At 73.8% G+C, this 21,239-nt stretch carries 17 protein-coding genes and 1 pseudogene; 11 read left to right on the top strand and 7 right to left on the bottom strand.

The features are described 5' to 3' along the window. Nucleotides 1–60 precede the first annotated feature (60 nt). The 4 genes from ABFY07_RS38795 to ABFY07_RS38780 all read left to right on the top strand — a co-directional run bounded on the left by ABFY07_RS38795 (nucleotide 61) and on the right by ABFY07_RS38780 (nucleotide 8,131). Nucleotides 61–1,722: a hypothetical protein gene (locus ABFY07_RS38795; RefSeq protein ID WP_346178979.1), complete on the top strand. Its 1,662-nt coding sequence runs from the start codon at nucleotides 61–63 to the stop codon at nucleotides 1,720–1,722. Between the two features lie 5 nt (nucleotides 1,723–1,727). Beyond that, nucleotides 1,728–5,933, top strand: a complete 4,206-nt coding sequence (locus tag ABFY07_RS38790) for an FtsK/SpoIIIE domain-containing protein (protein ID WP_346178978.1) — start codon at nucleotides 1,728–1,730, stop codon at nucleotides 5,931–5,933. A 165-nt stretch (nucleotides 5,934–6,098) separates the two neighbouring features. Beyond that, a complete protein-coding gene (locus tag ABFY07_RS38785) occupies nucleotides 6,099–6,395 on the top strand; it encodes a hypothetical protein (RefSeq protein ID WP_065967398.1) in 297 nt (98 codons plus the stop codon). 62 nt (nucleotides 6,396–6,457) lie between these two features. After that, a complete protein-coding gene (locus ABFY07_RS38780) occupies nucleotides 6,458–8,131 on the top strand; it encodes a protein kinase domain-containing protein (RefSeq protein ID WP_346178977.1) in 1,674 nt (557 codons plus the stop codon). A gap of 32 nt (nucleotides 8,132–8,163) precedes the next feature. On the opposite strand, the gene ABFY07_RS38775 is transcribed toward ABFY07_RS38780, so the two are convergent. Beyond that, on the bottom strand, nucleotides 8,164–9,036 hold the full coding sequence (locus ABFY07_RS38775; protein WP_346178976.1) for a helix-turn-helix domain-containing protein: 873 nt from the start codon (nucleotides 9,034–9,036) through the stop codon (nucleotides 8,164–8,166). A 242-nt stretch (nucleotides 9,037–9,278) separates the two neighbouring features. On the opposite strand from ABFY07_RS38775, the gene ABFY07_RS38770 reads away from it, so the two are divergent. Beyond that, complete coding sequence (locus ABFY07_RS38770) at nucleotides 9,279–9,545, top strand: DUF6296 family protein (protein WP_065967395.1); 267 nt, start codon at nucleotides 9,279–9,281, stop codon at nucleotides 9,543–9,545. 164 nt (nucleotides 9,546–9,709) lie between these two features. After that, nucleotides 9,710–10,717, top strand: coding sequence for a sigma-70 family RNA polymerase sigma factor (locus ABFY07_RS38765; protein ID WP_346178975.1), 1,008 nt, complete (start codon nucleotides 9,710–9,712; stop codon nucleotides 10,715–10,717). Here ABFY07_RS38765 and ABFY07_RS38760 read toward each other — a convergent pair. Then, entirely contained in the window at nucleotides 10,607–11,125 is a 519-nt protein-coding gene (locus ABFY07_RS38760; RefSeq protein ID WP_346178974.1) for an STAS domain-containing protein, read from the bottom strand. The two genes, ABFY07_RS38765 and ABFY07_RS38760, sit on opposite strands and share 111 nt — an antisense overlap. A gap of 122 nt (nucleotides 11,126–11,247) precedes the next feature. On the opposite strand from ABFY07_RS38760, the gene ABFY07_RS38755 reads away from it, so the two are divergent. Then, nucleotides 11,248–11,748 carry a GNAT family N-acetyltransferase gene (locus ABFY07_RS38755; protein ID WP_346178973.1) on the top strand — a complete coding sequence of 167 codons (501 nt, stop codon included), beginning with the start codon at nucleotides 11,248–11,250 and terminating at the stop codon, nucleotides 11,746–11,748. Nucleotides 11,749–11,796: 48 nt separating this feature from the next. Then, the gene (locus ABFY07_RS38750) at nucleotides 11,797–13,233 is read left to right on the top strand and encodes a hypothetical protein (RefSeq protein ID WP_346178972.1); all 1,437 of its coding nucleotides are present in this window, start codon (nucleotides 11,797–11,799) and stop codon (nucleotides 13,231–13,233) included. Here ABFY07_RS38750 and ABFY07_RS38745 read toward each other — a convergent pair. The 5 genes and pseudogenes from ABFY07_RS38745 to ABFY07_RS38725 form a co-directional block, all read right to left on the bottom strand. Next, a complete protein-coding gene (locus ABFY07_RS38745) occupies nucleotides 13,130–15,166 on the bottom strand; it encodes an AMP-binding protein (RefSeq protein WP_346178971.1) in 2,037 nt (678 codons plus the stop codon). The two genes, ABFY07_RS38750 and ABFY07_RS38745, sit on opposite strands and share 104 nt — an antisense overlap. Nucleotides 15,167–15,284: 118 nt before the next feature. Beyond that, nucleotides 15,285–15,986 carry a glycoside hydrolase family 75 protein gene (locus ABFY07_RS38740; protein WP_346178970.1) on the bottom strand — a complete coding sequence of 234 codons (702 nt, stop codon included), beginning with the start codon at nucleotides 15,984–15,986 and terminating at the stop codon, nucleotides 15,285–15,287. Nucleotides 15,987–16,116: 130 nt separating this feature from the next. Next, entirely contained in the window at nucleotides 16,117–16,353 is a 237-nt protein-coding gene (locus ABFY07_RS38735) for a class II fructose-bisphosphate aldolase (RefSeq protein WP_428837083.1), read from the bottom strand. A gap of 220 nt (nucleotides 16,354–16,573) precedes the next feature. After that, nucleotides 16,574–17,218 (bottom strand): annotated as a pseudogene (locus tag ABFY07_RS38730) (class II fructose-bisphosphate aldolase); the annotation flags it as partial. A gap of 151 nt (nucleotides 17,219–17,369) precedes the next feature. After that, nucleotides 17,370–18,260, bottom strand: coding sequence for an SIS domain-containing protein (locus ABFY07_RS38725; RefSeq protein WP_346178968.1), 891 nt, complete (start codon nucleotides 18,258–18,260; stop codon nucleotides 17,370–17,372). 161 nt (nucleotides 18,261–18,421) lie between these two features. On the opposite strand from ABFY07_RS38725, the gene ABFY07_RS38720 reads away from it, so the two are divergent. From ABFY07_RS38720 to ABFY07_RS38710, 3 genes are all read left to right on the top strand, one after another. Beyond that, a complete protein-coding gene (locus ABFY07_RS38720) occupies nucleotides 18,422–19,207 on the top strand; it encodes a DeoR/GlpR family DNA-binding transcription regulator (protein ID WP_346178967.1) in 786 nt (261 codons plus the stop codon). 80 nt (nucleotides 19,208–19,287) lie between these two features. Further along, the gene (locus tag ABFY07_RS38715; RefSeq protein WP_346178966.1) at nucleotides 19,288–19,650 is read left to right on the top strand and encodes an L-rhamnose mutarotase; all 363 of its coding nucleotides are present in this window, start codon (nucleotides 19,288–19,290) and stop codon (nucleotides 19,648–19,650) included. Between the two features lie 222 nt (nucleotides 19,651–19,872). Continuing rightward, nucleotides 19,873–21,159, top strand: a complete 1,287-nt coding sequence (locus ABFY07_RS38710) for a S1 family peptidase (RefSeq protein WP_346178965.1) — start codon at nucleotides 19,873–19,875, stop codon at nucleotides 21,157–21,159. Nucleotides 21,160–21,239 lie beyond the last annotated feature (80 nt).

Genomic DNA, 21,239 nt, shown 5'->3' with positions numbered 1-21,239 from the left:
ACATCCAGGCCGTCCTCGCCCTCGCCCGGCGCCGTGTCAACGTGCTCTGGGCTCTCATCCGTGACGGACGGTGTTACCAAGTCACACCACCCGTCACGACAGCGGCTTGACATCAGCATTGGGAAGCTTCCCGCGTCGCTCGCCAAGAAACTCAAGAGCGATGTGGTCGCGGGCGACGGGGACAAGGCGAGCACGGACCGGACGCTGATCGTGGGCACGCTCAAGATGCTCAGCAGGGCACTGGCCGTCGGCACGGGGCCGCGCGGCCTGGATCCCGATTCCGTCTTCATGCATCAGCTCAAGGCGGAAGGGCGCGCGGAGCACCGTTTCCCGGGCGGCGGCGGTACGTACCGGGGATATCAGTCGCTGTCGACGGTGCTCGGGATGAGCGACGGCCATCCGCCGTTCTCGCCGCAGTTCATGCGGACGATCGGCCGCGACATGATCGACTTCGATCGGACCCGGCCCGGGCTGAAGCCCCAGCCCATCGTCCCCGGAAGGCCCTACGAGCCCCCGACGTCCACCGACCCCCTGCCCGACCTGGGCGGACTGCTGCACCTGGGCTGGCTGCTCACCCCGGCCACGTACGCCCCCGCCCAGCAGGGCAACGGGCTCGACCGGCCCACCGACTACCTGAACGGCCTGATGAAGGCGGCGGCCTTCAGCAAGGAGGCCTCCCAGGCCCTCCTCAAGGACAACCTCGGCTATCTGCTGCACGACCGGCGCGAGAAGTGGGCGCGGACGGATCACGGCACCACGCTGGGGCTCGCCATGAAAGCGGCCATGTCGGACCGCGACAAGGAGTCCATGAGTCTTTTCGCGGAGGCCAGGAAGGTCCTGGGCAAGGACATCCGCGCCAACGTGAAAGCCGACGGCGGAAAGCTCAAGGTAATGAACCTGGGCCAGTTGGAGCAGCTGTCCGGGCTCAGGTATTCCCTCGGGCTCATCATGGGATCGCATCTCGAAGACATCGACACGAGTTTCGCCGGCAAGAATTCGGCCGCGCAGGACTACGACGCGCTCCTGGCCTATGTCGCCCTGGACAACGAGGCGTTCTGGGCCCTGGCCAACAACCAGATCGCCCGCACCCGCATGGGCCTCGACGCACAGTACTCATCCGGACGCGGGGCGGAAGAGATGCTGGCGCAGCGCATGGGCATGCTCGGGCACCTCTTCGCGCTGCGCCAGGAGATGCTCGGCGCGGTCGGAGAGCAGTACAAGAATCAGTCCGACGCGAAGGGCGACCTCGTCAAGGAACTCGTCGGCACCGGAATCGGATACCTCCCCATCCCTTACGCGAACCTGTTCGGCAAGGGGGTCAAGGAAATCTACGAGGAGGGGGTGAACTACGGATACGGCAAGGCCGGAGACTGGCTCACCCAGCAGGCGCAGAGAATCCTCGAGGACAAGAAGCTCAAGAACCAACCGCTTCCTTCCTTCGAGAACGACCAGGCGGCCGGCGATGAGCTCGTGTACCAGATGCTCAGGTCCACCCTGGTCTCGCATATCACGCGATTCCCCGAGGTCGACCCCAAGGAACTGAAGGAACAGAGCTTCATGAAGAAGCCACCGGAGCAGTGGGGCGACCCGGAGAAGGACGACTTCACCACATACTGCCGGGACAAGAACATCCCCATGGACACCTCGGTGGACAAGGCCAAACTCAGCATGGACAACGCTCATCGCGACGCGGTCAACCACTTCGCCGACCCCAAGGAATGACCGCCATGCGCATCATCTACGACGACGGCCGGTCGGAACAGGAACTCCAGCTCCACCTCGGCCGCCCCGACGCCACCACCGCCGACCTCGCCGCCGCCCTCGGCGAGCCCGGCCACGCCCTGGCCGTCGACGAGCGCCCCACCCAGCCGGACGTGGCGCTCACCGAGTCCGGCATGGTGCACGGCTCGAGGGTCACGCGCACCAGCAGGGTGCCGCTGGCCCGCAGGCCCGCGGCCGTGCTGCGACTGGTCGGCGGGCTGGAGGCGGGCCGCAGCGTGCCGTTGGAGCCGGGGCGGACCGTGGTCGGGCGGGGCGCCGAGGCGGACGTGCGGCTGTCGGCCACCGGTGTCTCCCGGTCGCACGCCGCGCTGGAGGTGCTGCCCGACGGCAGCGTGTCGGTCACCGACCTGGAGTCGGGGAACGGCACGGACGTGGCCGGCACCCGGATCTCGGAACCGGTCCGCGTCCACCCCGACGACCTGGTCTCCTTCGGCGGCGAGGCCCTGGCCCGGATCCTGCCCCCGGATCACCTCGGCCCCGTGCAGCGCGTCAACGCGGTGCGCGAGGCGGGGCCCGCCGGGACCCTGCCGTTCAACCGGGCGCCGCACGGTGGCCGGGCCCCCGAGCCGTCCCCGATCGCCGTGCCCGAGCCACCCCCGCGCGCCGACAAGCCTCCGTTCAGCATCTCCAGCATGCTGGGCCCGCTGCTGATGGCCGGGGCGATCGTGGCCCTGACCCACGACATCCGGTACGCGGCGATCGCCGCCCTCACCCCGCTGATGTTTCTGGCGAACTTTTTCGAGGAGCGGGTGCGCGGCCGGTTCAGCCTGCGCCGTGGCATGCGGGACCACGCCGCCAAGGTGGCCGAGTTCGAGAAGACCGTGGCGGAGCGCCACGCGGCGGAGGTCCGGGCCCGCCGGGCCGCCCACCCCGATCCCGCCGAAGTGGCCCACCGGGCGAAGGCCCCCGGTCTGAGGCTGTGGGAGCGCCGCGCCGACGCGCCGGACTTCCTGCGGGTCGTGGCCGGCACCGCCGATCTGCCCTGGAACCCGTCGCTGGCCATCGGCTCCTCGGGGCAGGCCCCGGAGGCGGCGGACATCCTGGCGGAGCGGGACACGCTGCCGCAGGTGCCGGTGGTCGTCGGGGTGGCGGCCGGTGAGGCGGTCGGCTTCGAAGGGGACCGGCCGGCCGCGCTGGCCGTCGCGCGGGCGCTGCTGTGCCAGGCGGTGGTGGACAGCGGACCGGCTGATGTGACCCTCGCGCTGTTCACCGACCCCGAGCGGCTGCCGGACTGGGACTGGACGAAGTGGCTGCCGCACGGCGCGGACCCGGGCTCGGGGTCGGCCCGCCTGGTGGCCGTGGGCGCCGAACAGACACACACGCTGGCCCGTGCCCTGCTCGCCGCGTCGCGGGGCGAGGTCCCGGACGGCCGCCGGCGCCGCCCGGTGCTGCTGGTGGTGGTCGACGGCGCCACGCTGCTGGAGGGCCGGCCCTGCCCGCTGCGCGAGCTGCTGGCCGGTGGCGCCGTACCGTGCGGCGGGCTGGTGCTGACCAGGCGGCTGCCCGCGCTGTGCACCTCGGTGGTCACCGCCACCGCGGAGGGCGTGGGGCGGGTGCGCGACGTGGCCTCAGGCGATGTCGTCGACAAGGTGCTGCTGAACGGCATGCCGTTCGACCAGGCGCGTGCCACCGCCCGGGCGCTGGCCCGCTTCGAGGACCCGGAGCTGCGGGTGGAGGGCGCCGGGCTGCCGGACCGTATCTCCCTGCTGCCGCTGCTGGACCTGGCCGCCGTCTCGGGGGCCGAGGTCGGCGAGCGGTGGCGCAGGCGCGTCCCCGACCTGCGGGTGCGGGCCGTGCTCGGGGTCAGCGAGCGGGATCTGTTCACCGTGGACCTGGACGACGACGGGCCGCACGCGCTGATCGCCGGGACCACCGGTTCCGGCAAGAGCGAGCTGCTGCGCACCCTCATCGCGAGCATGGCGGTCGACGCCGACCCCGAGCACCTGACCTTCGCGCTGGTGGACTACAAGGGCGGCGGCGCCCTGGACGAGTGCGCCGAATTCCCGCACACCGTCGGCCTGGTCACCGACCTCGACGAGCAGCTCAGCGAGCGCGCCCTGCGGTGCCTGGAGGCCGAGATCCGCCACCGCGAGCTGCTGCTGCGGGAGACCGGGCTCAGCCATGTGCGCGACTACCAGCGGATGCGCGACAACGAGCGTCCCGATCTCGAGCCGATGCCCCGGCTCGCCGTGGTGATCGACGAGTTCGCCACCCTGGTCAAGGCGCTGCCGGACTTCGTCGACTCGCTGGTGAGCATCGCCCAGCGCGGCCGCAGCCTGGGCGTGCACCTGATCATGGCCACCCAGCGGCCCGCCGGTTCGGTCAACGACGCCATCAAGAACAACGTCAAACTGCGCATCGCCCTGCGCCTGGAGAGCGCCGAGGACTCCCGCGACGTGATCGACAGCCCGGCGGCGGCCGGGATCGGCAGCAGGCAGTGGGGCCGCGCCTACTACCGGCTCAGCGCCCGGGAGGTGCTGCCCGTGCAGACCGCGCTGTCCACCGGCGTCACCCCCAAGGCCGCGGTGACCGCCCCGGTGACCCTCGCCCCGTTCCTGCTGGGCCTGCCGGCGGTGGGCCCGGCCACCGAGGAGCCCGACGGCGACACAGACCTGCGCCGCCTGGTCACGGCCGCCCAAAAGGCCGCCGCGGGCGCCGGGTTCGCCCCGCCCCGGCGCCCCTGGCCCGACCCGCTGCCCGCGGTCGTACGCTCCGCGGACCTGCCCGCGGCCGCCGAGCGCGGGCTCCTCGGAGAGGCCACCGGCCTGCCCGCGTACGCGCTCGCCGACGACCCCGACCGCCAGCGGCAGTACCCCGTCGGCTGGGACCCGGCTGAGGGCAACGTCCTGATCTACGGCGGGGGCGGCTCCGGCACCACCACCGCGCTGGCCGCGCTCGCCCTGACGGTCGCCGGCTCCCAGCCGCCCGACCGGTGCCACCTGTTCGTCCTCGACCTGGGCGCCGGGGACCTGGCGCCGCTCGCCGCCCTGCCGCACACCGGGGCGCACATCGGCTCGGCCGAACGCGAGCGCATGCTGCGGCTCGTCCGGCTGCTCCGCCGCGAACTGGACGAGCGCAAGGCCCAGGGCGCCGCCGGCCGGCCCGACTGGCTGGTGCTGCTGGACAACCTGGGCGCGCTGATCTCGGACCTCGACAAGGACGTCGCCGGGATGAACACCCTAGACGAACTCGCCCGGGTCTACGCCGACGGCCCGGCCGTCGGCATCCGCTTCGCGGTCACCGCCGACCGCTCCGGCGCCGTGCCGTCCGCCTGGGCGTCGCTGACCCGGCAGAAGCTGCTGATGCGGCTCGCCGACCCCACCGAGTACGGCTACTTCGACGTGCCGCGCGGCTCGGTGCCCGGCTATGTGCCCGGCCGCGCCGTGGTGGCGGACAGCCGGCAGGTGATCCAGATCGGCTGGCCGGGCGAGGACCTGGCGGCGGCCGTCGCCGACACCGCGGCCCGCTTCCCCGACGCGCCGCGCACCGCCCCGCGGATCGGGCTGCTCCCCACCGACCTGTCCCGCGCCGACCTCGGCGCGGAGCTCTCGGCCGGCGGCGAGCCGTGGTGGATCCCGGTCGGCCTGGACGCGGACACCCTCGGCCGCGCCGGGCTGCGGCTGTACGAGCACGAACACGCCCTGGTCGCCGGGCCGCCGCGATCCGGCCGCAGCACGGCCTTGTGCACCATCGCCCACCTGGCGCAGGCCGCCGCCGAACCGCCCGCCGTCGTCGCCTTCGCCCCCCGCCGCTCCCCCCTGCGGGACCTGCCGGGCCCCACGGTCCTGGTGGACCGCTACGACGGCCTGGAAGAGGCCCTGGCCGGCTGCCCGGGCCCCACCCTCCTGCTGATCGACGACGCCGACACGGTGGACGACGAGACCGGAGTCGTGGACCGCTGGCTGTCCTCGGCCGGCCCCGGCCGCCATCTGGTCGCGGCGGGCCGCGCCGAAGCCCTCCGCCGGGGCTACGGCCACTGGACCCAGCGGGTGCGGGAGAGCCACTGCGGTGTGCTCCTCGTCCCCGACCACGACCTCGACGGGGACCTGTTGGGCGCCGTGCTGCCCCGGCACGACCGGATGGCGGCCCTGCCCGGGCGCGGCTACCTGATCAGCGACGGCGCGGCCGCCGGCGTCCAGGTGGCCCGCTGACCACCACCCCCGCCGTGTCAGCCGGCGCGGCACGGCACCGCGACGGCGCGTGTCCGCCGTGCGCCGGGTGCCAAGGACCCTGCGCCCGGCGCCAATGACACCCCACAGCCCCGGCAGAAGAATTCCTGTCGGACAACATCAGGAAAGAGAAAGAGGAATCGCAGCATGTCAGGAGCAGCAGGAGCGGGCACGGTCAAGGTCGACGAGGCGGCGCACACCGCGAGCCGGAAGTTCCTCACCATCATCGACGGAGGCTTCCAGCACTCGATCGACCAGCTGTCCTCGGCCGGCAGCGTGCTGAGCGACCCGACCCACTGGAGCGGACGCCACGCGAACGAGTTCCGTTCCGCCTGGCAGGGGGCGCAGGCCGACCTGAGGAAGATCAAGCAGGCGCTGGACGAGTTCCAGCGGAAGTTCGACACGGTGCTGAAGGAGATCTCCCGGGCCGGCGGCAACGGCTGAGTCCGCACCAGGCCCGGGACGGCGGCGTCCCCGAACGAACATGGCGTCCCTGAGGAAGATTGATGTCTGAGAGAGCACCGGCCCGGCCCGAGGCCGGGGAGCTGACCGCGGCCGACCTCGAGGAGCTCGGCGCGAAACCGCTGCTGAAGGCGGACCCCGCCGACATCGGCCCCTACCGGGTGCTCGCCCGGCTCGGCGGGGGCGGGATGGGCCGGCTCTACCTCGGACGGGACGCGGGCGACGCCGCGGGCTACCGGGCCGAGTCCCTCGTCGCGATCAAGGTGATCCGGCCGGAGTACGCCGAGGACCCCGGGTTCCGCCGCCGCTTCGAGCGCGAGGTGGAGGCGGTACGGCGGGTCCACGGCACCTACACGGCGGGGCTGCTGGACTCCGGGTTCGACGACGAGGAACGCCTGTGGATGGCCACGGCCTACATCCCCGGGCTCTCGCTGGCCGACGCCGTACGCCGCTTCGGGCCGCTGCCCGCCCCGGTCGTCTGGCGGCTGGCCTGCGAGATCGGGCAGGCGCTCGGCGCCATCGCGGCCGCCGGGATCGTGCACCGCGATCTCAAGCCGTCGAACGTCCTGCTGGGCGGGGACGGTGTGCGCGTCATCGACTTCGGTGTCGCGCACACCGCCGACACCAGCGCGCTGACCATGACGGGCCAGCAGCTGGGCACCCCCGCCTTCATGTCCCCCGAGCAGGCGAACGGACGCGAGGTGGACACCGCGTCCGACGTCTTCTCCCTCGGCTCGGTCCTGGCGCTGGCCGCCGCCGGCACGGCCCCCTTCGGCGAGGGGGCGACCGGCGATGTCGTCCATCGCGTGATCTACGCCCCGCCGGACGAGGCCGTGCTGGCCAAGGTGGCCGAGACCGACCCGGAACTCGCCGAGCTGATCACCGGCTGTCTGGCCAAGACCGCGGCCGAGCGGCCGACCCCGCGCCGGATCGCCGAGCTGGCACGCGGGCACGAGCTCGCGCTCACCTGGCCGGCCCCGGTGGCGCGGGTGATCGAGTCCCGAGCCACCTGGATGGGCCCGACCGCCGCGGTCCCGCCCATGGACCAGCTGACGGTTCTGCGCCGCGCCGCGCCCGAGCGCGCGGCGGGGGAGGCGACCCGGAGCCGGCGCCCGCTCGTGCTCACCGGAGCGGCCGTCGCCGCCGTCGCCGTCGGAGCGCTCGCCTTCGCCGTACCGAGGATGGGCTCCGCCTCCGAGGAGCGGGCCGAGAAGCCGGCCGCCTCCCCGCGGAGCGCGTCCGCCACCCCCTCCCACCCGGCCCCGACCGGCAAGGCGCCCAAGAAGGGCGGGAAGCACCGCACGGAGAGCCCGCCGGCCCCCGGCTCGACCACCGTGATCGTCGTCTCGCCGCCCACCGGCCGGCCGGCGGACGGCGTCCCGTCGGGGGAGGGCGCCTCGCCGCGGCCACAGCCGCGACAGCCGGGCGACAAGGCCACCGCCCCCCACAAGGCCCCGGCCCCGACCGGCGAGCCGCAGCCGTGGAAGTCCTGCGACGCGTACGCGGGGACGGCGCTCACCCAGTTGGGGGACCGGAACAGGCGGGTGGTGCAGGTGCAGTGCATCCTCAAGGGCCGTGGCTACGACATCGGCCCCCACGGGATCGACGGCCAGTTCGGAGCCGACACCCTGGCCGCCGTCAAGAGCTTCCAGCGGCACCACGGGCTCAGGGCCGACGGCCAGGTGGGCGTGCACACGTGGGCCGCCCTGCGCGGCTGAAGGGCATGGGAGCCCGGGGCCCGCGCGCCGCCTCAGGGGCGCGGGTGGCGGCGGTACTCGCCCGGGGGGACCCCGTACGCCTTCCTGAAGGCCCGGCTGAACGCCGCGCCGTCCGGGAAACCCCACCGCCTGCCGATCTCCCCGACGCCCCGCCCGGCCAGCGAGGCGTCGGCCAGGTCCGCCCGGGCCCGCTCCAGCCGCCGCTCCCGGACCCAGTCCCGTACGGTCAGCTCCTCCCGCTGGAACAGCTGGTGCAGATACCGCACCGAGATGTGGTGGGCCGCCGCGATCGTCGCGGGGGACAGATCCTCGCGGCCCAGGTTCCGCAGGACAAACCCCTTCACCTCCCGCAGCAGCGCCTCCTGCCGGGCCCGGGCCGACGGCAGACCCTCCTGGAGCAGCCCCTCGGCCTCGGCCAGATGCGCCAGGAAGGCCACCGCCAGGTCGACCGCCGCCGAGCCCAGCCGCCCCGTCTCGGACAGCCGGGGCCACGCCGCCTCCTCCGCGAACCCCCGCAGAAACCCGCCCAGCAGCGCCCCCGGGCCGGGGCGCGCGGGGATCGGCCGCGCCGTCAGGCTGCTCAGCGCGTGCCCGGGGACCGGTACCAGGTGCTCGGGCAGGTGGAGGATCACCGCCCGCGCGGGCCCCTTGGCGAGCACCGCCGTCGCACCGGACGGCGCGGCGGCGTCGTACAGCAGCAGATCACCGCTCTCGCAGTCGACCGTGTCGCGGTTCCGCTCGAACCTCATCGTCCCGCCCACCACCAGCGCGACCTGCCAGCGCTCGGGCGCCGAGCGCGGGACCGGCTGGGGCACGCGCGGGGACGGGGGCGCCGGGGGACGCAGTACGGACACCCGCACCCCGCCGAGTCGCAGCCGCTGCCCGTCCGCCACACACATGTTCATCGTCTTTCCGTTCCGACCATCTCCCTTGTCGGGAGTCCCCCATCGACGAGATCGAGTTCACCGGCCCCGGGATTGTTCGGCAGCCCCTCCCGCCACACCGAACAACGGCGTGAAACGACTGTTCGGCCCGGGACCTGCGGACCGGGGCACCGCCCGCGCCCTTGCGCCGTCAGGTTCGTCCGATAGTGTTGAATGTCCCGGTTTGGGGAGTGGGGTGGGATGGCGTGGCAGGAGGGCGTGTCATGGCGCGTCGTGAGAGATACGAGCTGATCTTCGTACACCCGGACGCGGCGGCTGGGCCGTCCTCGGCCCCGGCCGCCGAGGACGTCTCCGAGGACGTCGTGGTGGTGCACCGGACCGACAGCAGCGGGCCGGGCGGGCACCCCGTGTACGCGGACGACACCGGCATCGTCCGCGCCGAGATCAGCGACCGCGCCGAGGTGCGGATGCTGGCCAGCGGCGGACACCAGGTGCACTCCTCCACGGTCCGCGCCCGGCCCGTCACCTGAGGGCGCGCACCCCCGCGCACCCCGCCGTACGCCCGCGGACCCGGGCCGTACGCCGGCCGTACGACCGCCGAACGCCGGGCCGTGGGCCTGGCGCCGGGGGATTGTCGTACCCGGCCACTAGGGTGCGGCCATGGGATACCGGAGGGTCGACAGGGGGCCTGGCGATGAGTGATGTGCTGGCGGCGGAGGGCGCGGCCGGGGTCGAGCCGCAGCTCGAGCGGCACCGGACGGAGCTGACCGGTTACTGCTACCGGATGCTGGGCTCGGCGTTCGAGGCCGAGGACGCCGTGCAGGAGACCATGGTGCGGGCCTGGCGCGGCCTCGACCGCTTCGAGGGCCGGTCGGCGCTGCGGTCGTGGCTGTACCGCATCGCGACCAATGTGTGCCTGGACATGCTGAGTGGCAGCCGGCGCCGCGCCCGCCCCATGGACCTGACGTCCGTGGGGACGGCCTCCTCGTCCCTGGGCCCGCCGCTCCCGGAGACCGCGTGGATCGGCCCGGCCCCCGACAGCCGCGTGGTGACGGAGGACGGCGACCCGGCCGAGCTGGCCGCCCAGCGCGAGTCCGTGCGGCTGGCCTTCGTCGCCGCGCTGCAGCACCTGGCCCCCCGGCAGCGGGCGGTGCTGATCCTCCGCGAGGTGCTGGCCTGGAAGGCGAGCGAGGTCGCCGAGCTGCTGGACACCACCGTCGTCTCGGTCAACAGCGCCCTGCAGCGCGCGCGGGCCACCATCGCCGCGAGCGGGATCAGCGCCACCGACCCCGTCCGGCCGCTGGACGAGGAGCAGCGCGCCCTGCTGGCGCGGTATGTCGACGCCTTCGAGCGCTACGATCTCGACTCGCTCACCTCACTGCTGCACGAGGACGCGACGCTGTCCATGCCGCCCTACTCGCTGTGGATGCGCGGCCATGCCGACATCCGCCAGTGGTTCCTGGGCACCGGCATAGGCTGCTGCGGCTCCCGGCTGATCCCGACGGTGGCCAACGGCTCGCCCGCCTTCGGCCAGTACCGGCCCGCCTCGGACGGCGGCCACGAGCCGTGGGCGCTCCAGGTCGTCGAGGTGTCAGCCGGCCGGATCACCGCGCTCAACTCCTTCCTGGACACCGCCCGCCTCTTCCCCCTCTTCGGTCTGCCCGCCCGCCTCGACCCCACAGGCCCCCTCGCCGCCCGGTAGATCCGCCGCCGACAGTACGGCGTCGAGACCCGCCCGGGCGAGGAGGGCTCGCAGCTCGCCGCTCGCGCCGCGGAGCCGTATCCTCCGGCCCAGGCGCCGGGCGGTGAGCCGCAGCCGGGCCAGCGCCTCCAGCACGGCCAGATCGGGGGAGCGCACCGCGCCCACGTCCACGATCACCGGACCGGTCCCCGCGCCCCGCGACGCCAGCTCGCGCAGGCGCGCGCACAGCCCGGGCACCTCGGCGCGGCGCACCGCACGACCGAGGACCAGCACGACCGGGTCGCCCGCCCCACCGGCACCGGGCCCACCGGCAGGTGACCGGCCGGCACCGGGCCCCTCGGTTTCGGCGCCACCCGCCTCCGGGCCCGGGTCGTGCGGCGCCGGCGCCTCGTCATGAGCCGTCACCATCCGCCTCCTCTTCGCGTGTTCACCCTGGGAAGACGGGGCGGCGGAGGGAAACTCATCGCTCCGGGGAGAAGCGCGTCCCCGGGCCCTGGCCGGGCGCGGGGCCCGGCTGGCAGGATCGGCCCATGGCGAGTGATCGGCCCGGAAGGGCGGCGGCCGGGCCCGCCACCGCGGCGCGGAGGCTGCGGGCGGGGCGGGAGGACGAGGCCGAGGCGCTGAGCGAGCTGGCCCTCAGGTCGAAGGGCCACTGGGGTTACGACCGGGGGTTCCTGGAGGCATGCCGGGAGGAACTGCGGCTGTGCCCCGGCGAGGTGGCGGCCCGTCGGACCACGGTCGCCGAGCAGGACGGCCGGATCCTGGGCTTCGCCACGCTGGAGGGCGACGGCCCCGAGGGCGAACTGGGCATGCTGTTCGTGGATCCGGAGGCGATCGGCGGGGGAGTGGGGCGGCTGCTCTACCGGCATGTGCTGGCGGAGGCGGGCCGGCTCGGCTTCACCCGGCTGACCATCGAGGCCGATCCCCACGCCGAGCCCTTCTATCTGGCGATGGGCGCGCAGCGGATCGGCGAGGCGCCCTCCGGATCCATCCCCTCCCGGGCGCTGCCGCTGCTGGCCGCCTGGCCTTGACTGCCACCACCCTCCTGGGTGACGGCGTGGACCGGTGGGGCGCCGGCCGTGCACATCGGGAACGTCGGCGATTTCAACGCCCAGTTCGCCGACGGCTCGCCGCATGTGCGGCGAGCCGGGGGCCATTACTCCTGCCTGGCCGCCTTCTACAGCCCCGAGCCGCGGATCCTGGTCCTCCCGGGGCAGGCCCATGACTTCTGGACGCGGGAGCTGTCGCGGGTCCTGGAGTGGCCGGACGTGGAGGTGTACGACGAGGTCGCGGCGGACGACGGCGGGATGGCGCGGGGGCTGCTGTCCCGGCCGGCGCTGCTGGACCGGATCCGGCGGTCCGGCCTGCCGGTGATCACCTGGGGTCGCACTCCGGAGTCCGAGCGCCTCCTGACGCGATCCGGAGCACGGGACGGGACCGGGGGCGGGCCAGGGGAGGTCTCCGGGGCCGGGCCGGACGGCCTCGGCCGGGCGCTGCGCGTGACGCGCCGTTACGAGTCCAAGGCGACGGCCCACCGGCTGTTCCGCACCCTGGCCCCGGCCCATCCCGGCATCGTCGTCCCCGCGCAGGAGCGGGTGGCCTCGCGCCGGCGGGCCGCCCGCGCGCTGGCCGCCCGCACCGCCGCCGGGGCGGCCGCGGTGGTGAAGACGGAGTACGGGGTGGGCGGCTCCGGCACCCTCGTGGTGACGCCCCGGCAGGTCGCCGAGGCCGGGGGTGCTCGGTCCCTCGCGGGACACCTGCCCCGGGGCCCGCTGCTGATCGAGGATTACGTCGAGGGCGACGGCTCCGGCTCGGGGCTCTGCCGGAATCTGACCTTTGACGCCGTCGTGGACGGTGAGGGGGCGGTCCACCCCGTCGGCGTGGGCGTGATGGCCATCGAGGGGACCGGCTACCAGGGGGTCACGGTCGGCCCGGGCGTCGTCCCCGACGCGCCCGCCGAGGTCGCCGGGCGGTTCGCGTCGGCCGTGGGCCGGGCGCTGGCCGCCGAGGGCTACCAGGGCTGGTACGACGTGGACTTCGTCATGGACGGGTCGGGCCGGCTCGCCCCGGTCGAGATCAACGTCCGGCTCACCGGCCCGGCCGCGGCGTTCGTGATCCAGGCCAGGCTGGCCGGGATCCAGGGCGGCCGGCCCCTCATAAGGACCCTGGACCGGCTGCCGCTGGGCGCCCGGCTCCCCGCCGCGGCACTGGCCGACCACCTGGGCGAGGTGTCCCGACGGTGCCGCTCGCTGGGGGTGACGCTGCTGCCCACGGTGGTGACGGCGGCGTTCGAGCCGGATCCGTACGTCGGGGTGGCGCTCGCGGCCCGCACCCCGGGGGCCCTCGACGCGGCCGAGGCGGTGGTGCGCTCGGCGAACGACGCGCTGGGCCGGATGTTCACGGACCTCGGCGTCAGCTCCGGTCCGCCTCCCGGCTCACGTCCCGGCTCGCGTCCCGGTCGGCGTGCCGGGGCCGGGTCGCGACGAACGCCACGACCACGGCGGCGGCGATCATGAGGGAGACGTTGAAGGTGTAGACCAGGGCTGCCTGCCGCGACCAGTCCGTCTTGGCCGCGAGCCGGTAGTAGTTGTCCTGCGGCCACCACGCGATCAGCAGCCAGGCGACCGCCAGGTGTGCGGCGCTCGTCAGACCGGGGGAGTGGCCCTGGCGGGCCATCAGCGGCCGCCCACAGAACAGGAAGCCCATCCCCAGCCCGAAGGCCAGCGACTCGGCGACGTACAGCCCGGTGAACAGCGCCGCCCAGGGGTGGGGTACCAGCGACAGGTCGGTCGAACAGGGCCAGAAACTGTCGGTGAGAGACCAGGACAGAAGGGAGAAGAACACCGTGAGCGCCATCATGCTTCCCCACGTCCCGCATCCCTCGCCCTCGCCGTGGTCCGCGGGCAGCGCCCCCTTCCCGCTGGTCCGGCGGCGGCCGCCGGCGCGCTGGGCCGGAAGCGGAACGCCGGTCCGGTCGAGCTTGCCGGCCCGGGTCCGGGGCAGCGAGCTCACCGGGACCACCGTCCGCGGGCCCCGGGCGGACGGCAGCCGGGTGGACAGGAACAGCCTCAGCTCCCCCGGGTCCACCTCGCCGCCCTCCACGGGGGTGACATAGGCGGTCAGCGTCTTGTGGCCCTGGGCGTTCTCGACGGCGGCGACCAGGCACTCCCCGACCGCCGGATGGCCGCGCAGCACCGCCTCGGCGTCGGCGTGGGAGGACACCCGGCCGAGGTGTTCCAGCCCCCCGTCCTCGCGCACCCGGCCCAGATCGCCGGTGCGCAGGTACTGGTCGCGCTTGAACGTCGGGCCGTCCCGGTAGCCGCGGCCCACGACCGGGCCCCTGATGCCCAGCTCGCCCCGGGCGCCGCGGGCGGTGGGCGCCCCGTCCCGGCCGAGCACCGCGACGGCGGCGCCGGGGAACGCCGTCCCGATCGGCGAGACCCGCTCGGGGTGCTCGGTGACCGCGGGGCGGTCGGGCAGTTCGAACCAGGTCCCGGACCCGGCGGCCTCGGTCACGCCGTAGACGTTCAGGATCCGCACATGCGGCCCCAGGGTCCGGCGCAGCGCCTGCTGTTCGTCCAGGTGCCAGCTGTCGCCCGAGACGGCGATCAGCCGTACGGCCGCGAGGTCCGCGCCGCGCGACCGCAGGTGCCGGTGCAGGCCCCGGACGGTGGGGACGTCGCACACGACGACGGTGACCGACTCGTCGACGATCAGCCGGTGCAGCGGGGCGGCGTCGCCCGCCCGGTCCGGGTCCTCGTCCCGGCCCGCCAGCACCAGCGTGCCGCCCGAGCACAGCGCGCGGACCCAGTCGGCGGTGAATCCGGCGAACTCCGAAGGGGTGGTCTGCAGATGCCGGTCCTCGGGGGACAGCCGGTAGACCACCCGCCAGCCCTCGTAGGCCCTCACCAGATTGCGGTGCTCGAGCAGCACGCCCCTGGGCATCCGGCCGGCCGTGCCGGAGGTGTACAGCACACACGCCAGGTCCGCGGCGCGGGCCCCGGTGTGGGCGAGCGGGTCCGCGGACCGGTCGGCGATAGCCTCGGCCTGGGTGTCCAGGCAGATCACCGGCCGGCCCGCGCGCACGGTGTCGGACACCATGACCCGCAGCGACTCCCGGGTGAGCACGCCGAACAGCTCGGCGTCCGCGAGGATGTGCCGCAGCACCGACGGCGGCGCGTCCGGCTCGACGGGCACATACGCCCCGCCCGCCTTGAGCACCCCGAGTATCGCGGTCAGGACCTCGGCGTCCCGGCCGAGGCACACTGCCACCAGCCCGCCGGGGGGCAGCCCCGCCTCCCGCAGATGGCGGGCCAACCGGTTCGCCCGCTCGTCCAGTTCACGGTACGTCAGCCGCTGTTCGCCGCTGACGACGGCGACTGCGTCGGGGGTGCGGCGGGCGTGGTCCTCGTAGAACTGGTGGACGCGTCTGGTCGACTCCTGCGGCATTGTGTCCCCCCGGCGGTCGTCGGATCGGCCCTGCGCCTGACCCGTGATCCTGCCCAGGGCGGGGCCCCCGCACAATGGCACGCCCCACGGGTGCCGGGTGGTTGCGCCGACGGGCGGTTCAGTTGTTCTGGATGAACTTCTTGGCCAGCCCGTCGCCGACCGAGACCGCCTTGTCGTGGTTCTCGATGGGCGAGACGGAGGAGTTCTTGAAGAGGATGTACGTCACCCCCGAGTCCGTGCCGCCGGTCTCCGGATCGGGGTCTATCCCCAGCGCGTTGGCCGTCGCGTAGGACGCCTCGCCGATTATCCTGGTGGGTCCGGTGTCGCCGACCACGGCGTACTCCACCTTGTTGTTGTAGATGACCGCGACCACGCCGCCGCCCTTGATGCCCGCCTGGCTGTAGTTCCAGGTGGAGCTGGCGCTCGGCACCACGACGTAGGGCAGCTTGTCGGCGATGAGCGGCTTGCCGTCCGACTGGTGGAAGGCGGTGTCGTCCTGGAACCACGGGTCGGTGTTCCCGTTGCACCGCGAGGTGACCTGGCCGTCGCAGTCGATGTCCATGTCGGCCTTCCAGAAGACCGCTCCATTGGCGCCGCAGACCGGGATGGTGGCCGAGGTCTCCTCGTCGGTGCGGTACTTGCCGTTCGATATCTGCGAGCAGCTCTGCACCTTGGCCAGTAACTGGGCCGCCGTGACCGTGCCTTCGTTGGCCGACGCGGGGGCCGGTGCCGGGCCCCGGGTGGCGGCACCGGCCCCCGTGGTGACGGAGACGGCCAGCAGACCGGCGCCGGCCAGCGCGAACGCGAGTCGCTTATGCATGACACACTCCTTTGTTAGGAACCTTTCCTAACCTCCCCCTGCACTCTGGCGACTTGATAAGCTCATGTCAACAGAGGCGGCAGGAGTAAGTCGGCGCCCCGCCCGGGGCGGAGCGCCGTCAGAGGGTGCGTCAGGGGGCCACGGCCCGCAGCAGCGGGAGCAGACGGGCCACTTCGCGCGCCACCGCCTCGCGGGCCGCCGCGACATACCGGAGCGGGTCCACGGCCTCGGGGTGGGCCGCCAGATGGTCGCGGATCGCCCGCGTGTACGCGACGTTGAGGTGGGTGGCGATGTTCACCTTCGTCAGGCCCGTCTCGACCGCCCGGGTCAGATCCGCCTCCGGCACCCCCGAGGAGCCGTGCAGCACTAGGGCCCGTCCTCAAAGGGGGCGCCCTGCTCACGACGCCGCAGTGACATCAGCCTCCCCCAGCTACCGCTGGGCGGTGCCCCCTGCCGCGGCGGGCGGCACCTCGCTGCGTTGTCGGAGTCGCCCGCCACGCCGCGGTAGCGGCATATTGACCGCAGCGCCCAGTACGAGGGCGATCCTCCGCCTTGCGATGCTCCCCCAGCTACCGCTGGGAGGGGCCCCCTGCACCAGACGCCGCTCGCGGCCGGACGCCCCCTTTGAAGACGGACCCTAGCGGTACGGGCACGGCCGCGCGCAGCGCCGCGACCAGCCCGAGGTCCACCACGGCCTCCTTGACGAGCATGGCGTGGGAGGTGCCCACCGCGACCGCGAGCGCGTCCACACCGGTCGCCGCGACATAGGCGGCGGCCTCGGCCGGGTCCGTACGGGCCCCCGGGGCGTGGACGCCGTCCTTCCCGCCCACCTCGCCCAGCTCGGCCTCCACCCACACCCCGCGGGCGTGGCACTCGGCGGTGGCCGCCACATTGGCGGTGTAGTCCAGCGCCGAGGCGTCGAACATCACCGAGCCGAACCCGAGCCCCACGGCCTCCCGCACCAGGGCCGGGTCGGTCGCGTGGTCCAGATGCACGGCGACCGGCACCCGGGCGGCGGCGGCCACCTCCACGGCCGCCCGCCCGATGGCCGCGAGCGCCCCGTGGTACCGCACGGCGTTCTCGCTGATCTGCAGGATGACCGGTGCCCCGGCCGCCTCGGCCCCGGCCACGACGGCCTGGGCGTGCTCGATCTGGATGACGTTGAACGCCCCCGCGCCGAGCCCGGCCCGCACGGCCGGCCCCACGATCTCGCCAGTCGCCACCAGCGGCATGGCCCGGCTCCTTTCCGCTGTCCCTTGGGCTTTCGCCCGTTCGTCTGGTGCCCGTTGGTCTGTGGCCCGTTGGTCTGTGGCCCGAGGATGTCTTGCCCCGGTGCCTGGTCGTCCTGTGCCGCGAGGCGGCCCGACGCGCCGGGCCGCGCGGTCAGCCGAGGATCACCGAGCGGGTCAGGTGTTGGGGCCGGTCCGGGTCGAGGCCACGCGCCTCGGCGATCGCGACGGCGAGCCGCTGCACCGACACCAGCTCGGCCAGCGGGTCGCGTCCGTCCCCGACCAGGCGTCCGCCGGTGGCCGCGATCTCCTCCTCCAGGCCGGAGGGGCCCTCGCCGAGCCACCACACCACGCTCCGGGGGCCGGTGACGCTGATCGGGCCGTGCCGGAACTCCATCACCGGATAGGCCTCGGTCCACGCCCCCGCCGCCTCGCGCATCTTGAGCGCGGCCTCCTGCGCCACCCCGTACGTCCAGCCCCGCCCGAGGAAGGTGAACTGCTCGGCGTCCAGCAGGCCCTCGTCCACCGGCGCGGCCAGCGCGGCGCGCCCGTCCGCCTCGAGACCGGCCGGCGACGCGCCCAGATGGGCCCGCAGCAGGACCAGTTCGGTGGTCGCGAAGCGGGTCTGCACCACCGACTCCTCGTCGGCGAAGTCCAGCAGCACCACCGAGTCGGCCACCTCGGTGACGGGGGAGCCGGGCACGGCGGTGACCACCGTGATCGGCGCGGTGCCGCGCAGCCGGCCGAGGAGTTCGAGCACCTCGGTCGTGGTGCCGGACCGGCACAGCGCCAGCACCCGGTCGTAGCGGCGGCCCGACGGCATCTCCGAGGCGGCGAACGCGTCCGTCTCCCCCTGGCCCGACGATTCGCGCAGCGCCGCGTACGACTGGGCGATGAACCAGGAGGTGCCGCAGCCGACGACGGCCACCCGCTCACCCTCCCGGGGCAGGGCCGCGCGCACCGGCCCGTCCGGCTCCCGTCCCAGCTCCGTGGCGCGGCGCCAGCAGTCGGGCTGACTGGTGATCTCGGCCTCGGTGTAGCTCATGTGGCTCCCCTCGTCCTGCGTGAAACATGAGGCGACGTGATGCAAGCTGCATCGTACGAGCCGATAATGCGCATGATTTTGCAGTGAAGTCCAGCGCCGATGTCAGGCGCGATAAGGTGAGCCGCGCCGGTCGAGAGACGACGCGGGGTGAGGGAGACGGCGTGAAACGGCCCGAACGCTGGAACGCCCTGCTGGAGCTGCTGGCCCGGGACGGCAGGGTGGACCTCGAACAGGCGGCGGCCGAACTCGCCGTGTCCACCGCCACGATCCGCCGCGACCTCGACGAACTCGCGCGGCAGCAGATGCTCACCCGCACCCGCGGCGGCGCGGTCGCGCACAACGTGTCCTACGACCTTCCGCTGCGCTACAAGACCGCCCGGCGCGCGTCCGAGAAGCAGCGGATCGGCGCCGCCGTCGCGCGCATGGTCGATTCCGGCTCGATCGTCGGCCTCAACGGCGGCACCACCACCACCGAGGCGGCCCGCGCCATCGCCACCCGCACGGACCTGGCCGCCGAGGGCGGCGCGCCCGCCGTCACCGTCGTGACCAACGCGCTGAACATCGCCAGTGAGCTGGTGGTGCGCCCCCAGATCAAGATCGTGCTCACCGGCGGGGTGGCCCGCCCGCAGTCCTTCGAGCTGATGGGCCCGCTGGCCACCGGGGTGCTCGACCAGGTCTCCCTCGACCTGGCCGTCATCGGCGTGGACGCGCTGGACCTCACCCGGGGCGCCACCGCCCACCACGAGGGCGAGGCGAGCATCAACCATCTGATGGCCCGGCGTGCCGAGCGGGTGGTGGTCGTGGCCGACAGCACCAAGCTGGGCCACCGGGCGTTCGCCCGTATCTGCGCGATCGACGAGATCGACGTGCTGGTCACCGACACCGGCGCGCCCGATGAGCTCGTCGCCCGCTTCACCGAGGCCGGCGTCCGGGTCGTCCGGGCCTGAGGCCCGGCACACCCCAAGTGCGGCAACACCCGAAGTCCGGCATTACCCGATGTCCGGCAGGATCCGAGAAGGAGACAGGGATGGCCATGCGCGTCGCGTTGCACTCGGTGCTCAAGGAGGGCCGGGAGGCCGGATACGAGGAGGTGCACGCCACGGTTCCGGCCGACCTGTTGGAGGCGCTGGGCCGGGCCGGCATCACCAACTGGCGGATCTGGCGCAGCGGACGCCATCTGTTCCACCTCGTGGACTGCGAGGACTTCACCGCCGCGATGGCCGCGCTCGACCGGGACCCGGTCAACCACCGGTGGCAGGAGTTCATCGGCGACTACGTCGACCACTTCGAGACCACCGACGGCGCCCCGGCCGGGCCGTCGGCCGAGATGGCGCTCGGGGAGGTCTGGGAGCTGCGCGCGCAGGCCGCGGCCGCGGGGGAGGAGGGCTGAGGGGGCCTGGGGCGCGAGGGCGCGGGCCGAACCGGCGGAGCTTACTCATCCCCGGCGGCCCGCGCACGGGTTTCATCACAGCTTGAGTGGCCCTGAAAACACTGAACCGGGACTTCCGTATGACCGGGTGACCACCGCGCGGGACGTGGAGGAGAACGACGGACACTCCTCCCGCACCCCGGCGCACCCCTACTGGAGGTCAGTGAGTTGAGCCACCGACGTGTGAACAAGCGGACCGTCGTCATAGCCGGCGCCGCCGCGGCCGCCCTCGCGGGAGCGGCGATCCTGCTTCCCCACGCGAACGCGAGCCCGGACAAGTCGGCCGACGCCAAGACGTTCTCGTCGCGGTCAGCCGTGACGCTCGCGACGGCCCTCGCGTCGGACCTCGGCGACAACGCGGCCGGGTGGTACTACGAGGGCGACACCAGGCGACTGGTGATGAACGTCCTGAACGAGGACGCGGCGAACGACGTGCGGGCCAAGGGCGCCGTGGCCAAGATCGTCGAGAACAGCATGGCCGAGCTGAAGGCCACCACCAAGACGCTGAGCGACACCGCCTCGATCCCCGGCACGGCCTGGTCGATCGACCCGAAGACCAACACGGTCCGGGTCACCGCCGACAGAACGGTGACCGGCACCAAATGGGCCACCCTGACCAAGGCCGTCGACGGCCTGGCGGGCAAGGCCACCGTCCAGCGCACCAACGGGGAGTTCAGGAAGTTCGACGGCACCGACGAGACACAGCCCGGGGCCGACGGCGGCGCGGGCCAGGGTGGCGCGGACGACGGGGCCGGGCAGGGCGCTGGCCAGGGCGGCGCCGACGAGGGAGCCGGGCAGGGCGCGGGCGACGGCCAAGGCGCGGGCGACGGCCAAGGCGCGGGCGACGGTCAGGGCGCGGGTGGCGCCGGAGAGCAGGCCGGTGCCCTGGACGGCGGCGACGCCATTTTCGGCGGTGGCGCCCGCTGCTCGCTGGGTTTCAATGTCACGGTCGACGGCGCCCCCGCCTTCCTCACCGCCGGCCACTGCGGCAACATCGCGGAGACGTGGGCCACCGACCAGGCCGGTGCCCAGCAGGTCGGCACCACCGCCGAGTCCCAGTTCCCGGTGAGCGACTTCGCCCTGGTGACGTACGACGACCCGAACACCCAGGCGCCCAGCACGGTGGATCTGCAGGACGGCACCACGCAGGAGATCACCCGGGTCGCGGAGGCGAGCGTGGGTCTCGCGGTGCAGCGCTCCGGCAGCACGACGGGTGTCACCGACGGCACCGTCACCGGCCTCAACGCCACGGTGAACTACGGCAACGGTGACATCGTCAACGGCCTGATCCAGACCGATGTGTGCGCCGAGCCCGGCGACAGCGGCGGCGCCATGTTCGCCGAGGACGCGGCAGTGGGGCTGACCTCCGGTGGCAGCGGCGACTGCACGCAGGGCGGCGAGACGTTCTTCCAGCCGGTGAGTACCGCGCTCGAGGCCACGGGTGCCGTCATCGGCGCCGGCAACCCCTGACCGAGGTCCCGGGCGCCCACTGCCCCAGCGCCCGGGACCTCGTACCACCCCCCACCGGGCCGCCGGCGCCCCACCGCGCC

Source organism: Streptomyces sparsogenes subsp. cuspidosporus (assembly GCF_039532705.1).
In the GTDB taxonomy this organism is placed as follows: Bacteria; Actinomycetota; Actinomycetes; order Streptomycetales; family Streptomycetaceae; genus Streptomyces; species Streptomyces sparsogenes.
This window is presented reverse-complemented; position numbering and strand designations above follow the sequence as displayed.